The 17402-nt window shown below is 65.1% G+C and carries 13 protein-coding genes and 1 tRNA gene; 12 read left to right on the forward strand and 2 right to left on the reverse strand.

Features of this window, described 5'->3' with window-relative positions:
• Positions 1-6: 6 nt before the first annotated feature.
• Positions 7-1707, reverse strand: coding sequence for a ShlB/FhaC/HecB family hemolysin secretion/activation protein (locus tag FHY19_RS08220; RefSeq protein ID WP_259164393.1), 1701 nt, complete (start codon positions 1705-1707; stop codon positions 7-9).
• 760 nt (positions 1708-2467) lie between these two features.
• Here FHY19_RS08220 and FHY19_RS08225 point away from each other — a divergent pair.
• The 4 genes from FHY19_RS08225 to pgaD are packed head-to-tail and all read left to right on the forward strand — an operon-like array spanning position 2468 to position 8006.
• Entirely contained in the window at positions 2468-4426 is a 1959-nt protein-coding gene (locus FHY19_RS08225; RefSeq protein ID WP_276580802.1) for a tetratricopeptide repeat protein, read from the forward strand.
• Entirely contained in the window at positions 4408-6306 is a 1899-nt protein-coding gene (gene pgaB, locus FHY19_RS08230; protein ID WP_259164404.1) for a poly-beta-1,6-N-acetyl-D-glucosamine N-deacetylase PgaB, read from the forward strand. The genes FHY19_RS08225 and pgaB overlap by 19 nt, the downstream gene beginning before the upstream one ends.
• 3 nt (positions 6307-6309) lie before the next feature.
• Positions 6310-7563, forward strand: coding sequence for a poly-beta-1,6-N-acetyl-D-glucosamine synthase (gene pgaC / locus FHY19_RS08235; protein WP_259164412.1), 1254 nt, complete (start codon positions 6310-6312; stop codon positions 7561-7563).
• Entirely contained in the window at positions 7560-8006 is a 447-nt protein-coding gene (gene pgaD / locus FHY19_RS08240; RefSeq protein WP_259164421.1) for a poly-beta-1,6-N-acetyl-D-glucosamine biosynthesis protein PgaD, read from the forward strand. The genes pgaC and pgaD overlap by 4 nt, the downstream gene beginning before the upstream one ends.
• A gap of 740 nt (positions 8007-8746) precedes the next feature.
• Here the strand turns inward: pgaD and FHY19_RS08245 are convergent.
• Positions 8747-8823, reverse strand: a tRNA-Arg gene (locus FHY19_RS08245).
• 135 nt (positions 8824-8958) lie between these two features.
• On the opposite strand from FHY19_RS08245, the gene FHY19_RS08250 reads away from it, so the two are divergent.
• The 8 genes from FHY19_RS08250 (at position 8959) to FHY19_RS08285 (ending at position 17266) form a co-directional block, all read left to right on the forward strand.
• Positions 8959-10491: an aldehyde dehydrogenase family protein gene (locus tag FHY19_RS08250; RefSeq protein ID WP_259164423.1), complete on the forward strand. Its 1533-nt coding sequence runs from the start codon at positions 8959-8961 to the stop codon at positions 10489-10491.
• Between the two features lie 344 nt (positions 10492-10835).
• The gene (locus FHY19_RS08255) at positions 10836-11120 is read left to right on the forward strand and encodes a DUF4190 domain-containing protein (RefSeq protein WP_046962587.1); all 285 of its coding nucleotides are present in this window, start codon (positions 10836-10838) and stop codon (positions 11118-11120) included.
• Positions 11121-11122: 2 nt separating this feature from the next.
• Positions 11123-11890 (forward strand): class I SAM-dependent methyltransferase, encoded by a 768-nt coding sequence (locus tag FHY19_RS08260; protein WP_259164440.1) that lies wholly within the window; start codon positions 11123-11125, stop codon positions 11888-11890.
• Between the two features lie 5 nt (positions 11891-11895).
• Complete coding sequence (locus FHY19_RS08265; RefSeq protein WP_046962504.1) at positions 11896-12951, forward strand: quinone-dependent dihydroorotate dehydrogenase; 1056 nt, start codon at positions 11896-11898, stop codon at positions 12949-12951.
• Positions 12948-14000 carry a UDP-N-acetylmuramate dehydrogenase gene (gene murB, locus FHY19_RS08270; RefSeq protein WP_259164446.1) on the forward strand — a complete coding sequence of 351 codons (1053 nt, stop codon included), beginning with the start codon at positions 12948-12950 and terminating at the stop codon, positions 13998-14000. Before FHY19_RS08265 ends, murB begins: the two co-directional genes overlap by 4 nt.
• Complete coding sequence (locus FHY19_RS08275; protein WP_259164448.1) at positions 13994-14905, forward strand: DMT family transporter; 912 nt, start codon at positions 13994-13996, stop codon at positions 14903-14905. Before murB ends, FHY19_RS08275 begins: the two co-directional genes overlap by 7 nt.
• Positions 14906-15110: 205 nt before the next feature.
• A complete protein-coding gene (locus FHY19_RS08280; protein WP_259159911.1) occupies positions 15111-15788 on the forward strand; it encodes an aspartate/glutamate racemase family protein in 678 nt (225 codons plus the stop codon).
• A 161-nt stretch (positions 15789-15949) separates the two neighbouring features.
• Positions 15950-17266 carry an MFS transporter gene (locus tag FHY19_RS08285; RefSeq protein WP_259164456.1) on the forward strand — a complete coding sequence of 439 codons (1317 nt, stop codon included), beginning with the start codon at positions 15950-15952 and terminating at the stop codon, positions 17264-17266.
• Positions 17267-17402: the final 136 nt, after the last annotated feature.

Here is a 17402-nt window from a genome sequence, read left to right on the forward strand (position 1 = left end):
TCCATGTCAGAACTGGTAGATCACACGCGCGCCATACGCCGGCTGCGCACTTCCAAAACCATCGGGGCGATGGATCGCCCAGCCGGCAAATGCATCGATGCTGGCGCCGAACCAACCGCCGCGCAGACCTACCGCGCCGCCCACCAGACTGCGACCGCGCAGACCGCTGGCACTGGTGCCATCGATGCGCCCGGCATCCAACCCCAGATACGGCGTCAGCCCGATCTGCTTGATCGGAAAACTCAAGGTATTCCGCCAGTACGCGCCCTTTTCCGCGCCCAAGGTCGCTTCGCCATCGAAGCCGCGCACGCTGTAGCGCCCCCCGATGGTGACGAACTCCGAGCCAAGCAACAGCTCACCTGCGGTCTGTGCACGCAGGCTGCTTTCCCACGCCATCGGCACCGTGCCCAGCTTGAACGGCAGGGCCGTGCTCACGTCCAGCGTGGTCACGCCATAACGGAATGTCGGGAACCCGATCTGCGGGTCGTAACCTGTCCACTGGCTGTTGAACCAAGGCGTGCCACGCCGATGCGCGATGCGCACGTCCAACTGCATCGCGCCCAGATAGCGACGATGGGTGAGGTAGAACTCCGCGCTGCTGGTGTCGCGACGCTGGATGCCGATCTCCACGCCATCCAGATAACTACGCGCCCGCCGCCTGCCCACCGTGACACCGGCAGAGGTCTTGCTGGTGCCATCGCGGTGCAGTACACGCTGGATATCCAGCTGCGCGTTACTGGATTCGCCGCTGGACTGAAAGGTCTGCAAAAATCCGTCCACGCGCTGGTGATAGCGGTACGAAGAGGCCGACAACGCAAACGTCCACCAGCCCCATGGCAGGCTGTAACTGAGACTATTGCCGCGCGTGCCGCGTTCTTCGTCGCGCGTGGCCAGGTCATGGCTGTAACCGATACTGAGCAGATCGTTGAGGCCGAGCGGGTTGTCCAGCGAAAAATCCAGCCCGCTCTGCGCGCGCCCGGTGGCTTCCACGCCAGAGTCGTCGGCATTGGCCACGCCGCGCCAGCGCCGACCGTGCTGCAAGGTGATCACCAGATCCGACTCGCCCGGTGCCTCGCCCGGGGCGATATCGATCTTGGCATCTTGCGATGGCAGTCGCTTGAACTGCTCAACGGCCTGCTCGATCGCGCGCAGATCCAACAGATCCCCGCTGCGTAACGGCAAGGCCGTTTTCCAATGCGCGCCATCGGTATCGGAGGCCACACGCACCGCACGCAGACGTCCTGGCATCAATTCAAAACGCAGTTCGCCACGCGACAGATCCTGCTCGGGCACACCGATACGGGTGGTGACAAAACCACGTGCCACCAGGCGATCCAGTGCGCGGCGGCGAATGATGTCGATCCCCGCGCGGCCGATGCAGCGGCCCTCGTAACGGCGCAACGATTTCCACAACCAGGCAAAACGGTCCGCTGCATCGCCGGCACCGGAAAGACGCACGCGCGTGATGGCAAAACACAGGTCTTCCCTGGGCAATGCAGTGCTGCCTGCATCCACGCGGTCGGCCTCCTCGCGCGGGCCGGCGAAGGGCGCCTGGCGCTCCTGTTCCTGCCTGCGCTGGATCTCTTCGGCCTGGCGCAGTTGTTCCTGCCGATCCAGGCTGGAAGGTGCCGATTGTTGTGCAGCCGCCAGCCCGGCGACCGCCCAAAGGCAAGCCGCCAGCGCCAACGGCGCCGATCGCATCCACATCTTGTCCTGCCCCCTGTGCGGTGGTCGCGCCTTCCGCGCGCCGCCGCCCGCATCACCGTGCCTGGCCACCAACATGGCGGCGCAACCCTTCAGCTCGGCAGAATGCGGCGCAACTTTGCTGCAACGTTAAGAACGGGTCAACGCGCCGTGTAGGGGCCACCCTGTAAGAAAAACCCGACCATTTCGTTTATGTGATGGATATCACTTAAATTCCGGACGCAGCGGATGGGCGGCTGTAGGTGCTGGATGCAACAAGGGTCTCGTCAGACAGGAACGTCGGGCAACTAGCCGCTAAGTTGGGCAATTCTAGTGATGTCTAAAAGAGCATAGCGTGGAGCCGACAACACGCTCGCCAGCGCGTCCCGCGTGACAATGAATTTTCTTCATTCGAAGGAGATACGCACAAGAACGCGTTATCAGTCCTATTTCCGGCAATAAAATCGCCGCGGGAATCATTGCCTAGTTTCAAAAACGAACTGAAGCAATGAACATCGCATCGACATTGTGATGACATGCATTTTACATAGGCATACGCAGTATCGCCGAACTTCATAGCCGGGATCGCTTGTGAACTTCCTCCCCCAGTCGTTCAAGCAATTACGTGCGTCGCGGTTGTCCTGACCGCACGAGCGCACTCACACCTCTGCTCAGCCTCGCCTTGTTGTCTGCGTGTGCGCCCCAGGCGCACAGTGGGCAACTGCGGTCTGCAGATGTGCGTGATGCCTCCGATGTGCATGACGCCACCATCGTCCTTACACCCATGCAGCAGGCCGAGCAGCTTCGCGGCCAGCAACGCTATGCGGACGCCCTGGCCATCTACGAGCGGGTGCTGCGTGCAGACCCGCGCGACAAGGGCGCCTACACCCTGCGTGCGCTCACACTGAGCGACCTGGGCAGCGCACAGCTCGCAGCCGAAGCGGTGTGGCGGCATCCGGACTGGTTCTCGCAGCAGGAACGCGAACGCATCGACAACGATCGCGTCGCGCGCATGATCGGCTGGGCAAGTGCCGAACCGGTGGACGCCGCGCATCACTACGCCGAGACCGATCAAGCGCTGGTCAACATTGCCCGTATCGAGCGCGACGCGCCGCCCCAGGTGGCATGGGAAGCCACACGCCTGCGCGTGGACGGCCTGATCGCGCTCAACCAGCGGCAGCGTCACCGCGATGTGGTGGCCGGGTACCAGGCGCTGCGCGCGGAAGGCATCGCGGTTCCCGGCTACGTGCTGCCGACCGTGGGCGACTCGCTGATGGGGTTGCGCCGCCCTGCCGAAGCCGAAGCCGTGCTGCGGCAGGCCTTGCAACACGACCCGGACGATTTCAATACGCAGCTGCTGCTGGGCTATGCCTTGCTGGAGCAGGAGCGCTTCGATCAGGCGATGCCGTTGTTCGAGAAGCTTGCCGCAACCCAGGTGCCGTGGCCACGCCGCGATGGAGCCACCAGCGGCTACGAGAACTGGGACCGCTTCAGCGCAGATATCGCGCTGGCGACGGCCCGCTCGGCGGCGAACGACAACCGGGGTGCGCACGCCCTGCTGCGCGAGCGGGTGGCGATCGGTCCGGATAATGCGGAACTGCAGGCCGCGCTGGCATCGATCGAGCAGCGGCGCGGACACATCAGCCAGGCATTGCAACGCAACGCAATGGCACTGACGCTGGATCCGCATCAGAAGCAGGCGCGCAGCGGCAGCGTGGAAGCGCAACGCGACCTGGATCGCCTGGATCTGGCCGATGCCGCATTCGCGAGCCTGCACAAGGAGTATCCGGACGACGCGGGCCTGCAACGCCTCGGCGCATCGCTGGAGCGCCAACGCGGCTGGCAGGTGCATCTGAGCCATGCATGGGGACGCAGCGACAACGATGACCGCGCCGCCGCAACCTCGCCGCTCGGCAACCATTTCGGCAGCTCGCTGCTGGAAGCCGAATCGCCGCTGCTGGGCGAGCGCTGGCGCGTGGGCTTGCGCGCGCGCGACGATTGGGCCGATTTCCAGAACACGCGCGTGCGTTATCGCAGCTTCTGGCTGGGCACGCATTACCGCTACGACCGGCTGGATCTGAGCGCCTATGGTGGCCGCGCACTCGATGATTTCGACCGCGACAGTACCGCCTGGTCATTGGACGCGGGCTGGCGATTTTCCGATGCGTGGTACGGCAGCGTCGCCTGGCGGACACGCGACCCGGAGGCCTCGTTGCAGGCGCGTCGGTTGGGCATCACCGGCGACAGCATCGGCGCTGCGGTGCGCTGGACCCCCAGCGACGAAAGCCGTTGGGAACTGCAAGCGCGCCAGCTGCGTTACAGCGATGGCAATCGGCGCAACCAGCTCGATCTATCCGGCAGTCAACGCCTGTGGGCAAGCCCGCATGTGCTGATCGATGGGCTGTTCTCGGCATCCGCCGGACGCGCCGAAGACGACCGCGTTGTCGATTACTTCAACCCGCGCCACAGCTCGGGTGTGGCCGCGGGTGTGCGGATCGAACAGATCGGCTGGCGTCGTTATGACTATGCATTCCGGCAGCGGCTGGAAGTGACCGCCGGGCCAACGTATCAGTCCGGCTTCGGCAGTCGCTGGGTACCTGCCGTGGCCTATCGCCACCTGTGGTCGCTGGGCGATGGCGGCGCAGTGAGCTACGGCGTGAGTTGGTCGCGCCCGGTCTACGACGGGCAGCGCGAACACCAACTTGGATTGGACCTGGATTTCCGATGGGGAGGTACGCCGTGATCCGCCTGCCGCTGTTGCTGCTCGCGCTGCTGTTGATGACCTTCGCTTCGTCCGCGCATGCAGGCCTGCTGGTGCTCAGCTACCACGATATTCGCGACGACGTCGCCGCCAAGGGCGATCCGGATCGCTATGCGGTGTCCACCAGCAACTTCGCCGCGCATCTGGACTGGCTGCGCTCGCACGCCTACCACCCGGTCAGCGTGCAGCAGGTGCTGGACGCACGTGCCGGCCGGCGTGCCCTGCCCTCGCGGCCGGTATTGCTCACCTTCGACGATGGCTTGCGCAGCGTTTATACGCGGGTATTTCCGCTACTGCAGGCGTATGGCTACCCCGCACTGGTCGCGCCGGTGACCAGTTGGGTCGAGTTGCCTGCGGACAAGGTCGTACCCTATGGCCCGCGCGATTTCACCCGCGATGACTTCGTCACCTGGGCGCAGTTGCGTGAGATGCAGGACAGCGGCCTGGTCGAGATTGGCTCGCATAGCGATGACTTGCATAAAGGCATCGCCGGCAATCCGTTCGGCAACCAGACGCCGGCCGCTGTTACGCGTCACTGGGATGCAGGCAAGGGTTACGAAAGCGAAGCGGACTATCGCCAACGCATCCAGACCGACCTGCGCCATAGCCGCGACGCGATCGTGGCGCATCTGGGCAAGCCGCCACGCGCCATGGTGTGGCCGTATGCCGCCTACAATCGCGCCAGCAACCAGATTGCCGCGCAGTTGGGCATGACGCTCAGCTTCGATCTGGAAGGCCGCTCGCACGAGGCCGATATCGGCCAGCAGGGCCGCGATCGCGTGGATGGGCAATCGCTGGCCAGCCTTGGCCGCCTGTTGCTGTTCAACAATCCCGATGTGCGTGATCTGGCCGGCGAACTGCGACGCGACCTGTCGCGCGATGGCCTGCGTGCGATCCAGATCGATCTGGATTACGTCTACGACCCGGACCCGGCGCAGCTGGAACGCAACCTCGACATCCTGGTCCAGCGCGTCAAGGACATCGGCCCCAGCCACGTCTTTCTGCAGGCCTTTGCCGACCCGGATGGCGATGGCGCGGCCGATGCGCTGTATTTCCCCAATCGGCATCTGCCGATGCGCGCGGACCTGTTCGGGCGCGTGGCCTGGCAGCTGCGCACCCGCGCCGGTGTGCGCGTGTTCGCCTGGCTGCCGGTGCTCGGCTTCCACCTGCCCGACGCGCAGCAACAGGCGGCACTGCAGATCCGAGCAAACGATCCGAAGGATGTGCCGCGTCTGGATCCGGGCAACCCGCGCACGCGCCAACTGGTGGCCGACGTCTACGAAGACCTGGCCGCCAATGCCTACTTCGAAGGTCTGCTGTTCCATGACGATGCCTACCTGCGCGATGACGAAGTGCCGGCCTACGGCGGCGGCGATCCGGCCAGGCGCACGCAGGCGCTGATCGGCTTTACTCAGCAGCTCAAGGTCGCCGCAGAACGTTGGCGCCCCAAGCTGGTCACGGTGCGCAACCTGTTCGCGCAGCCGGTGCTGGAGCCGCACAGCGAAGCGTGGTTTGCGCAGCGCCTGGACGCGTTTGCTACCGCCTACGACTACACCGCGCTGATGGCGATGCCGTACATGGAACAAGCCGACGATCCGCAGCAGTGGCTCACGCAACTGGCGACGCGTGTCGGTCAGCAACCACGCGGTTTCGACAAGACCATCTTCGAACTGCAAACCGTCGATTGGCGTACCGGCAAGCCGCTGCCTGACGGCGCATTGCTCGCACACTCCAAGCTGCTGCTGGCGGCCGGCGTGCGTCATCTGGCGTATTACCCCGACGATTTCATTGGCGGCCATCCGTCCCTGCCCGAAGCGCGCGAAGCCATTTCGGCCCGCCAATTCCCCTATATCGAGCGATGACCGATGACGACCAGCCTCTTACTGGCCGCCCTGTTCAACTTTGCGTTTTACTACCCGATCATCATGGCGTTTTTCTGGATGATCGGCGGCATCTACTACTACCTGCGGCGCGAACGCGGCACGCCGGGGCCATCCAAGCCGCCGCCGATGGCCAGCGAGCCGTTCGTATCGTTGCTGATGCCTTGCTACAACGAAGCCAAGCATGTTGCCGAAACCATCGAGGCGATGAGCGCGCAGCACTATGCAGACTTCGAGATCATCGCAATCAACGATGGCAGCACCGACCGCACTGCCGAAGTACTCGACGATCTCACCCACCATCATCCACGGTTGCGCGTGGTGCATCTGGAGCAGAATCACGGCAAGGCCAACGCACTGCGCGTCGGCACGCTGGCCGCACGCTCGGACTACCTGGTGTGCGTGGATGCCGATGCGATTCTCGACCCCAACGCAACGCGCTGGATGGTGGGTCACCTGATTTCCGGCCCGCGCGTCGGTGGCGTCACCGGCAACCCGCGCGTGCGCAACCGCACCACCCTGATGGGCCGTATGCAGGTCGGCGAGTTTTCCGCGATCGTGGGCCTGATCAAGCGTGCCCAACGCGTCTACGGCCGCCTGTTCACCGTGTCCGGTGTGATCTGCGCGTTTCGTCGCTCGGCCCTGCACCACGTCGGCTTCTGGTCCGACAACATGGTCACCGAAGACATCGACATTTCCTGGCGGCTGCAGCTCGACGGCTGGGATATCCGTTACGAGCCCAACGCGCTGTGCTGGATCCTGATGCCGGAAACCTTCCGCGGCCTGTGGATGCAGCGCCTGCGCTGGGCGCGCGGTGGCGTGGAGGTATTGCTGAGCCATGGTCGACGCGCATTGGCGTGGCGTAGCCGGCGCATGTGGGCGGTGCTGCTGGAATACGCGCTGAGCCTGATCTGGGCCTACGTGATGTTGTTCATCATCGTGTTGTGGGTGCTCGGCAAGTTCATCGCGATGCCGCCGGCGTTGTATGTCGACACCATCCTGCCGCGCTGGCACGGCCTGGTGCTGGCAGTGGTCTGCCTGCTGCAGTTCGGCACCAGCCTGATCATCGAACGTCGCTACGAAAAAGGCCTGGCACGCCAGTTCTTCTGGGTGATCTGGTACCCGGCCGCCTTCTGGATGATCGGCATGCTCACTGCCGTCATCGCCTTCCCCCGCGCCCTCATCGTACGCCGCAACCAACGCGCGCGATGGAAGAGCCCTGACCGAGGAATCCAATGACTCCGCCCATCATCAACCTGCCGCAACGCCTCGGCCGCTCGCGCCGGCTCGCCTATGGCGCCGCCACTGCCGGCGCCTGGATGGTCTATTTCTATCTCTGGGCACCGCTGGCCACGCTGATCGCCTGGTTCTTCGGCCTGCGCAGCGCGTATACCGAGCTCTACCTGCGACACAACGCCATCGACCCATTCGCCCTCGGCGCACTGCCGGTCATCGCCCTGATGGCGGCCATCACCACCGTCGGCTGGGCCGAGTACAACCGCCTGCGCTTCGCCAATGCCGACAAGCGCAAACGCCCGCGCACCGTGGCAGAGCTGGAGGTCGACCAGCGCCTGGGCGCCACCGAACAACTCGGCACCCTGCTCCGCCACAGCCGCATCTCGTCGGTGGCGATGGACAAGTTTGCAAGGCCGGTGGGAGTGCGGGTGGTGCGGCATCGGTGAGAAAGGTAGCGTTGCGCAAAGACAAACGAACTAGTGCCTGTCTTGTGCGGGCAGGCCTCGGCGCCCTGAGCACTGGTCACAAAGGTATCGGCACACCCTCACCGGTGACGCCCCGAATCCTGGCAACAACACGCTCAGCGTGTTCTCTCGCCTCACGTTCATTACGAACTGAAGCCACGCAACCAAAGCATATGACGTGCCCGGCCTTCGAGGCGCCTAATCAAAATGCCGGCCACGGGCTTCCCCTTTTCATCAATCTCCACATGGGCGGAAACTGTCCATCCACCAATTTCGCGCATAGCCATCTCCATCCCTCCTTAGATGCAGCGGCACCTGCCTGGCCGCACCGCAGCAAATCAAGCAACTCGCGGTGCGCTAATTCGCTCGCTAGCTTCTGCGTGGCGCAAGTGCCTACTTCCCCTGGCACCAGAGCGGCGTATGTCACCGCATCTCACTCGGCCCTAATGAGGCTGAAGAAATACGAGCAGCGAAAGAAGCTGAGTTGACGCATGGCGTACGCATCCGTGCGCGCACGCCACTGGTAAGCGCTTACCTTGTGGTACCTGGATTGGTACGCGCCCGAGCACCACCACAGCAGGCAAGGCGCGAAGCGCATTGAAGCGTGTCACCGCCAAGTTCGGCCAAGCGACGGCGCTTGTGGCAACTGTGGCAGTCGGCTGTGGGTATGTCTCTCAATGTGACAAGACCTGAAACGAAATCGGCGCTAATTCTTTGATTTCTGGTGACCCCGGCCCGATTCGAACGGGCGACCTTCCCCTTAGGAGGGGGACGCTCTATCCAGCTGAGCTACGGGGCCAAGGGCGACATTGTCGCATGTTCAGCCAGCTTGCCAAGCCGGCCGGGGGTGGGTGGAGCCTGCTAAAATCGGCGGCTACCCGTCTCGCTGCCGGCCTTGGCTGCTGCGCGACCGCCACTGTTTCCAGGAGATTCCATGTCCGCTGACCTGCTCAAGGCGCTCGACCTCGCCGCGTCCAATTCCGGTACCTATCTGGGCGAGGCGACCTGGTCGCAGGCCACCGGTGCCGGGGTGCTGCAGCCGCTCAATCCGACCACCAATGCGGTGATCGCCGATGTGCAGGCCACCACGCCGGAAGACTACGAATTGATCGTCCAGCGTGCGCAGGCCGCCTTCAAGCTGTGGCGAACCACGCCTGCGCCGCGCCGTGGTGAGGCCGTTCGCCTGTGTGGCGAGGCGCTGCGTGCACACAAGGATGCGCTCGGTTCGCTGGTGGCGCTGGAAATGGGCAAGAGCAAGCCCGAGGGCGATGGCGAAGTGCAGGAGATGATCGACATCGCCGACTTCGCGGTCGGCCAGAGCCGCATGCTCTATGGCTACACCATGCATTCGGAGCGCCCCGGCCACCGCATGTACGAGCAGTACCAGCCGCTGGGCCTGGTCGGCATCATCAGCGCGTTCAACTTCCCGGTGGCGGTGTGGGCGTGGAATGCGTTCCTGGCGGCGATCTGCGGCGATATCTGCATCTGGAAGCCGTCCAACAAGACGCCGCTGACAGCGATCGCGACGATGAAGATCTGCAATGCCGCGCTCAAGGATGCCGGCTTCCCGGACGTATTCTTCCTGATCAACGATTCCGGCACTTCCCTGTCGGAGAAGCTGGTCGAAGACACCCGTATCCCGCTGATCAGCTTCACCGGTTCGACCCAGATCGGCCGCGTGGTCGCTGAAAAGGTCGCCCACCGCCTGGGCCGCTGCCTGCTGGAGCTGGGCGGCAACAACGCCATCATCCTGGACGACACCGCCGATTTGAAGCTGGCCATCCCCGGCATCGTGTTCGGTGCGGTGGGCACCGCAGGTCAGCGCTGCACCACCACGCGCCGCCTGATCGTGCACGACTCCATCTACGACAACGTGCTGGCCACGCTGGTCAAGGCGTACAAGCAGCTCGACAGCAAGATCGGCGACCCCACCGACCCGGCAAACCTGATGGGCCCGCTCAACAGCCAGGGCGCGGTGGAGCAGTTCCTGGCCTCGATCGCCAAGGCCAAGGCCGCCGGCGGCACGGTCGAAGTGGGCGGCACCGCGATCGATCGTCCTGGCAACTTCGTGCTGCCGGCGATCGTCACCGGGCTGCAGAACAGCGACGCGGTGGTGCAGCACGAGACCTTCGCGCCGATCCTTTACGTAATGAAATACGGCACGCTGGACGAGGCGATCGAGCTGCAGAATGGCGTGCCGCAGGGCCTGTCGTCGTCGATCTTCACCCAGAACCTGAAGGCGGCCGAGAAGTTCCTGTCGGCGGCCGGCAGCGACTGCGGCATCGCCAACGTCAACATCGGCACCTCCGGTGCGGAGATCGGCGGCGCGTTCGGCGGCGAAAAGGAAACCGGCGGTGGCCGCGAATCCGGCTCGGATGCGTGGAAGGTCTACATGCGTCGCCAGACCAACACCATCAACTACTCCGACTCGCTGCCGCTGGCGCAGGGCATCAAGTTCGATCTGTAATCGATGGCATCGCAGCGCGCCGGCCATGGCCGGCGCGCTGCAGCTGTCGCATGCCTTCGCTGCGGCCGGCCTGCAATAACGACAGACAATCAATCGCGGCAGGTGCCACCCGCAGCGGTTGACAGCGGTCCGCTGACATTTCGGACAGGCCCCCGGCACCCCATCGGCAAGGTGTCGCGTTACCAGGCAATCAGACAGTCAAGGCAAGCCTTCAGGCCCCCTCCCCGGCGGCTAATGCCCCCAGGATCGCGTTTCCGCCCCAGACGGCACGCCATTCGGACGGCCGCTCTGGGATAATCGCCTCACGCCAGCCCTCTGCTGCCGCCAATCTCCAGGAGTTCATGATGAACGTTGTCGTTCGACAGACCAGCGCCATGGCCATCGTCAGCCTGGTCGCAGGCATCCTCGGCTGGACGCTGATTCCTTTCATCGGCAGCGTGTGCGCCATCATCACCGGCCACCTGGCACGCGCGGAAATCCGCCGCAACCCGCAGGGGCTGGAAGGCGACGGCCTGGCGATCGGCGGGCTGATCCTCGGCTGGCTGGCGGTGGCCCTGTGGGTGCTGGGCATTGCGGTCTTTATCCTGTTTTTCGGCGGTATGGCGTGGCTGGCGGCCGCAAACAGTTGAGCATGGCCGCGCCCTCCTCGGCCCAACGCTTCAACGACCGTGTAGCGGCCTATGTGCGCTACCGGCCCAGTTATCCGCCGCAGTTGCTGCGCTGGTTGCATGACGAACTTGGCATCACGCCAGCGACTGCGGTGGCCGATATCGGCGCCGGCACCGGCATTTCCAGCCGGCTGTTTCTGGAGGCCGGTTACGCGGTCACGGCGGTGGAACCCAACCCGGCCATGCGCGAAGCCGCGCAGCAGTGGCTGGCAGGGTTTCCCAAGTTCCAGGCCGTCGATGGCACCGCCGAAGCCACCGGGCTGGCCGATGCGAGCATGGGCCTGGTGTCTGCCGCGCAGGCCTTCCACTGGTTCGACACCCAGGCCATCCGTGCCGAGTGGGCGCGCGTGCTGCGGCCCGACGGGCTGGCGGTGATCTACTGGAACTCGCGCGAGCTGGACACCACCGCCTTCTTGCGCGGCTACGAGCAACTGCTGCTGGACTACGGCACCGACTATTCGGCCGTGGCCGAACGCTACCAGGACGATGCGACCATGCAGGCCTGGTTCGGCGACGGGTTCCGCGCGATGGCGCGCTTTCCCAATGGGCAGCGGCTGGATTTCGATGCACTGCGCGGCCGCCTGTTGTCGTCTTCCTACGCACCGCTCGCACACGACCCGCGCCACGCACCGATGCTCGCCGCGCTGCGCACGCTGTTCGATGCGCACGCACAGGACGGACAGATCGACTTCCAATACCAGACCCGCGTCTTCGCCGGGAAATTGAACTGACATCCATGTATTCGCTTGCCCGCCCCCTGCTGTTCACCCTCGATGCCGAGCGCGCGCATGCGCTGGCGTTGCGCTCCATCGACACCGCCTACCGCACCGGCACCACGTCGCTGCTGGCCAAGCGCCCGGTCCCGCTGCCGACGCCGGCATTCGGCTTGATGTTCCCCAACCCGGTCGGCCTTGGCGCCGGCCTGGACAAGAACGGCGAGCACATCGATGCGCTACTGGCGCTGGGCTTCGGCTTCGTCGAGATCGGCACGGTGACGCCGAGGCCGCAGGAAGGCAATCCCAAGCCACGCATGTTCCGCTTGCCGGAGTATCAGGCGGTGATCAACCGCATGGGCTTCAACAACCTGGGCGTGGATGCGCTGGTGGCCAACGTGCAACGCGCGCGTCGTCGCGGCGGCCTGCTCGGCATCAATATCGGCAAGAACAAGGACACGCCCAACGAGGAAGCGACCAGCGACTACCGCTATTGCATGGAGCGCGTCTATCCGCTGGCCGACTACATCACCGTCAACATTTCCTCGCCCAATACCGCCGGTTTGCGCGAGCTGCAGGAAGAACAGGCGCTGCGTCGACTGATCGCCGATCTGCGCGAAACCCAGGAAGCGCTGGCCGCCCAACACGGCAAGCGCGTGCCGATGCTGGTGAAGGTGGCGCCGGATCTCAACGACCGCGACATCGATGCGGCTGCGCGCGTGCTGGCCGACCTGGCGGTGGATGGCGTGATCGCCACCAACACCACGGTGACGCGCACCTTGATCGCCAATCATCCGCTGGCTGCCGAGGCCGGCGGCTTGTCGGGGGCGCCGCTGCTTGGGCAATCCACACTGGTGTTGCGCCGCCTGCGCGCACGCCTGCCCGAGTCGATCCCGTTGATCGGCGTGGGGGGCATCGGCTCCGGCGCCGACGCCGTGGCCAAGATGGCGGCCGGCGCGAGCCTGGTGCAGTGCTATAGCGGCCTGGTGTATCGCGGGCCGCCGTTGATCGGCGAGTGCGTCGATGCCATCCGTCGCCGTCGCGAAGCGCCCAGCGGTGGCGCGGTCTCGCCGCTATGAGCGATGCGGTGCACACTGGCTGGAACTTGAGCGCGCATGCGCCACTGCGTGCGCTCAACACGTTCCATGTCGAGGCGACGGCGCGCTGGTTGCTCGGCATCCACACGCCCGAAGCATTGCCGCAGGCGCTGGCCGCGCCTGAGATCGCCGGGCTTCCATTGCTGGTGCTGGGCAGCGGCAGCAATGTGCTGCTGGCCGGCGACCCGCAAGGTTGCGTGCTGTGTTTCGAAAACCGCGACATCGCCATCATTGCGCACCATGCCGACCACGCCATCGTGCGCGCCGGGGCGGGTGTGAACTGGCATGCGCTGGTGCTGTATTCGCTGCAGCAGGGGTTGTCGGGCCTGGAAAATCTGGCGTTGATCCCCGGCACCGTCGGTGCCAGCCCGATCCAGAACATCGGTGCCTACGGCGCGCAGGTGGGCGACTTCATCCACGCGGTGGAGGCCTTCGATCGGCTTGGCCAGCAGTTTGTGCGGCTGAGCGCGTCCGAGTGCGCCTTCGCCTACCGCGACAGCGTGTTCAAGCAGCAACCCGAGCGTTATCTGATTGTGGCGGTGGAATTCAATCTGCCGCTGTTGCACGAACTGCGGCTGGATTACGCCGGCATTCGCGAAGAACTGGCCAGCATGGGCGCCGAGCTGGCGGGGGCCGCCGACGTGGCGCAGGCAGTGATCAACATCCGTCGACGCAAGCTGCCGGACCCGGATGTGCTCGGCAATGCAGGCAGTTTTTTCAAGAACCCGCTGTTGCCGAACGAACAGATCGCCGCGTTGCAGGCCACCTTCGCCGACATGCCGGTGTATCCCGGCGAGCAACCAGGCCAGGGCAAGTTGTCGGCCGCGTGGTTGATCGAGCAATGCGGCTGGAAAGGCCAGCGCGAGGGCGATGCCGGCGTGTCTCCCGATCACGCCCTGGTCCTGGTCAATTACGGCACCGCCAGCGGCGCACAGTTGCTGGAATTTGCCAGGCGTATTGCCGAATCGGTGCGCGAGCGCTATTCGGTGATCCTGGAACCGGAACCGCGCATCATCGGAGCGCATTGGTGACTGCAGCGCAGGTCTCGCGTCGTGCGGCGCTGTGGATGCTCACCAGTACCTTCGCCTTCGGCCTGATGGCCATCACCATCCGGCTGGCGTCGAGCGACATTGCCACCACCGAGATCGCGTTCTTCCGTAATGCATTCGGGTTGCTGGCGTTACTGCCGTTGATCCTGCGGCCGGGCAAGGCGCTGCCACGGACGCGGCAGTTGCCGCAGTACCTGGCGCGCACGCTGATCGGCCTGGCGTCGATGCTGTGCGGGTTCTGGGCGATCGGCCACCTGCCCTTGTCGCAGGCGATTTCGCTGTCCTATTCCACGCCGTTGTTCGTCACCGTGCTGGCGGTGGTGTGGTTGCGCGAGCAGGTACGGTTGCGCCGCTGGCTGGCAGTGGCGGCAGGCTTCGTCGGCGTGCTGGTGATCCTGCGACCGGGATCGTCCACCTTCACGCCCGGGCTGCTGATCGCCTTGCTGGCCGCCGTCATCAGCGCCGTGGTCGCGATCCAGATCAAGCAGCTCTCGCGCAGCGACGACTCCGACACCGTGGTGTTCTATACCTATGTGTTCTGGGTGCCGATGTCGCTGATTCCGGCCCTGTTCCAGTGGACCTGGCCGCAAGGCATCGACTGGCTGTGGCTGGTGGCGACCGGCGTCTTCGGGACTGCCGGGCAGTTGTTCTGGACCCGCGCGCTCAAGCTGGGCGAAGTCTCCGCACTGCAGCCGATCAGCTTCATGCAACTGCCGCTGGTGGCATTGCTGGGCTGGTGGTTGTTCGGCGAGGCGATCGAACGCCACACCCTGATCGGCGCGGCCATCATCATCGGCGCCAATATATACATCGCCCACCGCGAAACCGTGCTGGCGCGCCGCGCTGCCACGCATGCCCCGGTGGAGGGGGCTAAGCCGGGCGAGTAATGCAGCAGCGGTGACGCGATACATGTGGGTATAACGCGCGTCGCCGCACGCATTGGCACGCGCACCACAACTGCAGCGGCCGCGTTGTCGCGTACTAAGCAGTTGTCAACGGCTTCTCCGTCACCTGGATCATGCGACCGGGATCGTATGCGACCATGCAGGCGAACCCGCTTGCGCCAGGACATTGCACGTGAAGACCATCGGGATGATCGGCGGCATGAGCTGGGAGTCCACCCTGCCCTACTACCGCCATATCAATCAGGCCATCCGCCGCGAACGTGGCGGGCTGCATTCGGCCCGACTGTTGCTGTACAGCGTGGACTTCCACGATATCGAACGCCTGCAGCACGCCGGCGACTGGGAGGGCGCCGGACGCGAGATGGCGGCGGCCGCGCGTTCGCTGCACGCCGGCGGCGCGGACTTCATCGTGCTGTGCACCAACACCATGCACTGCGTCGCCGATGCGATCACCGCCGCAACGCCACTGCCCTTGCTGCACATCGCCGACGCCACTGCCGATGCCTTGCTCGCGGCAGGCATCACCCGGGTCGGCCTGCTCGGCACGCGCTTCACCATGGAACAGCCGTTCTATCGTCAGCGGCTGGAGGCGCGTGGACTGACGGTGGTCATACCGCCTGCCGATGCGCGCGCGGAACTGCATCGGGTGATTTACGAAGAGCTGTGCCAGGGCGTGATCGATGCAGGATCGCGTCACTCTTTTCGTCAGGTCATGGCCGAACTCGAGCAGCAAGGCGCGCAGGCGATCGTCCTGGGTTGCACGGAAATCTCCTTGCTGGTGGATGCCGGCGACTCGGCGCTGCCGCTGTTCGATACCACCGTGCTGCATGCCGAAGCAGCGGCGCTGGCCAGCCTGCACGCTTGACAGGTCACCACGGGCGCAGACACGACGCGTTTACCGAAGTCCCATACGTGCCATCCAGCGCCAGCAGGCAAGCCGCACCTGCTGGCGCGCTAGGATGATGCCGCACAGGCGACTGCTGCATCCGCGCATGCGCGCCACCACCCGCCACAGGATGTCACGCCTTGAAGACCCATCCGCCCACAGGCACTGCACCGAGGTCGCAGCTCAAACGCGACGACTACAAGACGCTGGCCTTGTCCGCGCTGGGCGGCGCGCTGGAACTGTACGACTTCATCATCTTCATCTTTTTTGCCGCAGTGCTGGGCGAGTTGTTCTTCCCTCCCGGCATCCCCGACTGGATGCGCCAGCTGCAGACCTTCGGCATCTTTGCCGCCGGTTACCTGGTGCGCCCACTGGGCGGCATGGTGATGGCCCATTTCGGCGACCTGGTCGGTCGTAAGCGCATGTTCGGCTTGAGCCTGCTGCTGATGGCGCTGCCAACGCTGTGCATCGGCTTGCTGCCCACCTACGCGCAGATCGGCATTGCTGCGCCGCTGCTGTTGCTGGGCGCGCGCCTGCTGCAGGGCGCCGCGATCGGCGGTGAGGTGCCCAGCGCCTGGGTGTTCGTCGCCGAGCACGTGCCGCCCCAGCGCACCGGGCTTGCCTGCGGCACCCTGACCGCCGGCCTGGCCGGTGGCGTGTTGCTCGGTTCGCTGGGTGCCGGCGCCCTCAACCGCCACTTCACCCCTGCCGAGATCGCCGACTATGCCTGGCGCCTGCCGTTTCTGGCAGGCGGCGTGTTCGGGCTGGTGTCGGTCTACTTGCGCCGCTGGCTGCACGAGACGCCGGTGTTCGCAGAACTGGTCGCCATGCGTGCGCTGGCCCGCGAAACCCCGCTCAAGCTGGTGCTGCGCGATCATCGCCCTGGCGTACTGCTGTCGCTGGCACTGACCTGGATGGTGGCCGGCGGCGTGCTGGTGGTGTCGTTGATGACACCCGGCCTGTTGCAGAGCAGTTACCACTACCCGGCTGCAGTGGCGCTACAGGCCAACAGCCTGGCCATCGTGCTGCAGGCTGCCGGGTCGGTGGTGGCCGGTGCGTTGGCCGACCGCTATGGCAATGGGCGCGTGCTGCTCATCGGCAGCGTCCTGCTGGGCGTAGCGGCATGGGCGTTCTACCGCCTGGCCGGCGATCCACAGCTGGTGTTTCCGCTCTACGCGCTGCTGGGCGCCGCACTGGGCGTGCTGGGGGTGATCCCGCGCATCATGGTCGAGGCGTTCCCACCCGAAGTGCGCCTGTCCGGCGTGTCGTTCGCCTACAACCTGGGCTATGCCGTGTTCGGTGGGCTGACACCGCTGCTGGTGGTGATGCTGGTCAAACAACACCCCATGGGCGCCGGCTATTACATGATGCTGCTTGCGTTGATCGGCAGCCTGATCGGCATGCAGCTGGCGCGCAGGACATCTGCGCAGGATCGCCATCGCAACAGCGCCACATAGGCGATGCGCTGCACTCACAGATTGCGATGCCTCTACGGCAAGGGCGCCTGTTCGACGCGGTTTGCGACTTGCGTGAACGCGCGCCGACGGGAGACCGCACTACCCCTGGCGCGACACTGATCAGGCGCCGGCGCGC

This window comes from Xanthomonas sp. 4461 (genome assembly GCF_024806475.1).
GTDB classification, from domain to species: Bacteria; Pseudomonadota; Gammaproteobacteria; order Xanthomonadales; family Xanthomonadaceae; genus Xanthomonas; species Xanthomonas arboricola_F.

Bases quoted from the DNA above. Each gene is read 5' to 3' on its own strand.
- FHY19_RS08220 (WP_259164393.1), bottom strand. From the start codon at position 1,707: ATGTGGATGCGATCGGCGCCGTTGGCGCTGGCGGCTTGCCTTTGGGCG.
- FHY19_RS08225 (WP_276580802.1), top strand. From the start codon at position 2,468: ATGCAGCAGGCCGAGCAGCTTCGCGGCCAGCAACGCTATGCGGACGCC.
- pgaB (WP_259164404.1), top strand. From the start codon at position 4,408: ATGGGGAGGTACGCCGTGATCCGCCTGCCGCTGTTGCTGCTCGCGCTG.
- pgaC (WP_259164412.1), top strand. From the start codon at position 6,310: ATGACGACCAGCCTCTTACTGGCCGCCCTGTTCAACTTTGCGTTTTAC.
- pgaD (WP_259164421.1), top strand. From the start codon at position 7,560: ATGACTCCGCCCATCATCAACCTGCCGCAACGCCTCGGCCGCTCGCGC.
- FHY19_RS08250 (WP_259164423.1), top strand. From the start codon at position 8,959: ATGTCCGCTGACCTGCTCAAGGCGCTCGACCTCGCCGCGTCCAATTCC.
- FHY19_RS08255 (WP_046962587.1), top strand. From the start codon at position 10,836: ATGAACGTTGTCGTTCGACAGACCAGCGCCATGGCCATCGTCAGCCTG.
- FHY19_RS08260 (WP_259164440.1), top strand. From the start codon at position 11,123: ATGGCCGCGCCCTCCTCGGCCCAACGCTTCAACGACCGTGTAGCGGCC.
- FHY19_RS08265 (WP_046962504.1), top strand. From the start codon at position 11,896: ATGTATTCGCTTGCCCGCCCCCTGCTGTTCACCCTCGATGCCGAGCGC.
- murB (WP_259164446.1), top strand. From the start codon at position 12,948: ATGAGCGATGCGGTGCACACTGGCTGGAACTTGAGCGCGCATGCGCCA.
- FHY19_RS08280 (WP_259159911.1), top strand. From the start codon at position 15,111: ATGATCGGCGGCATGAGCTGGGAGTCCACCCTGCCCTACTACCGCCAT.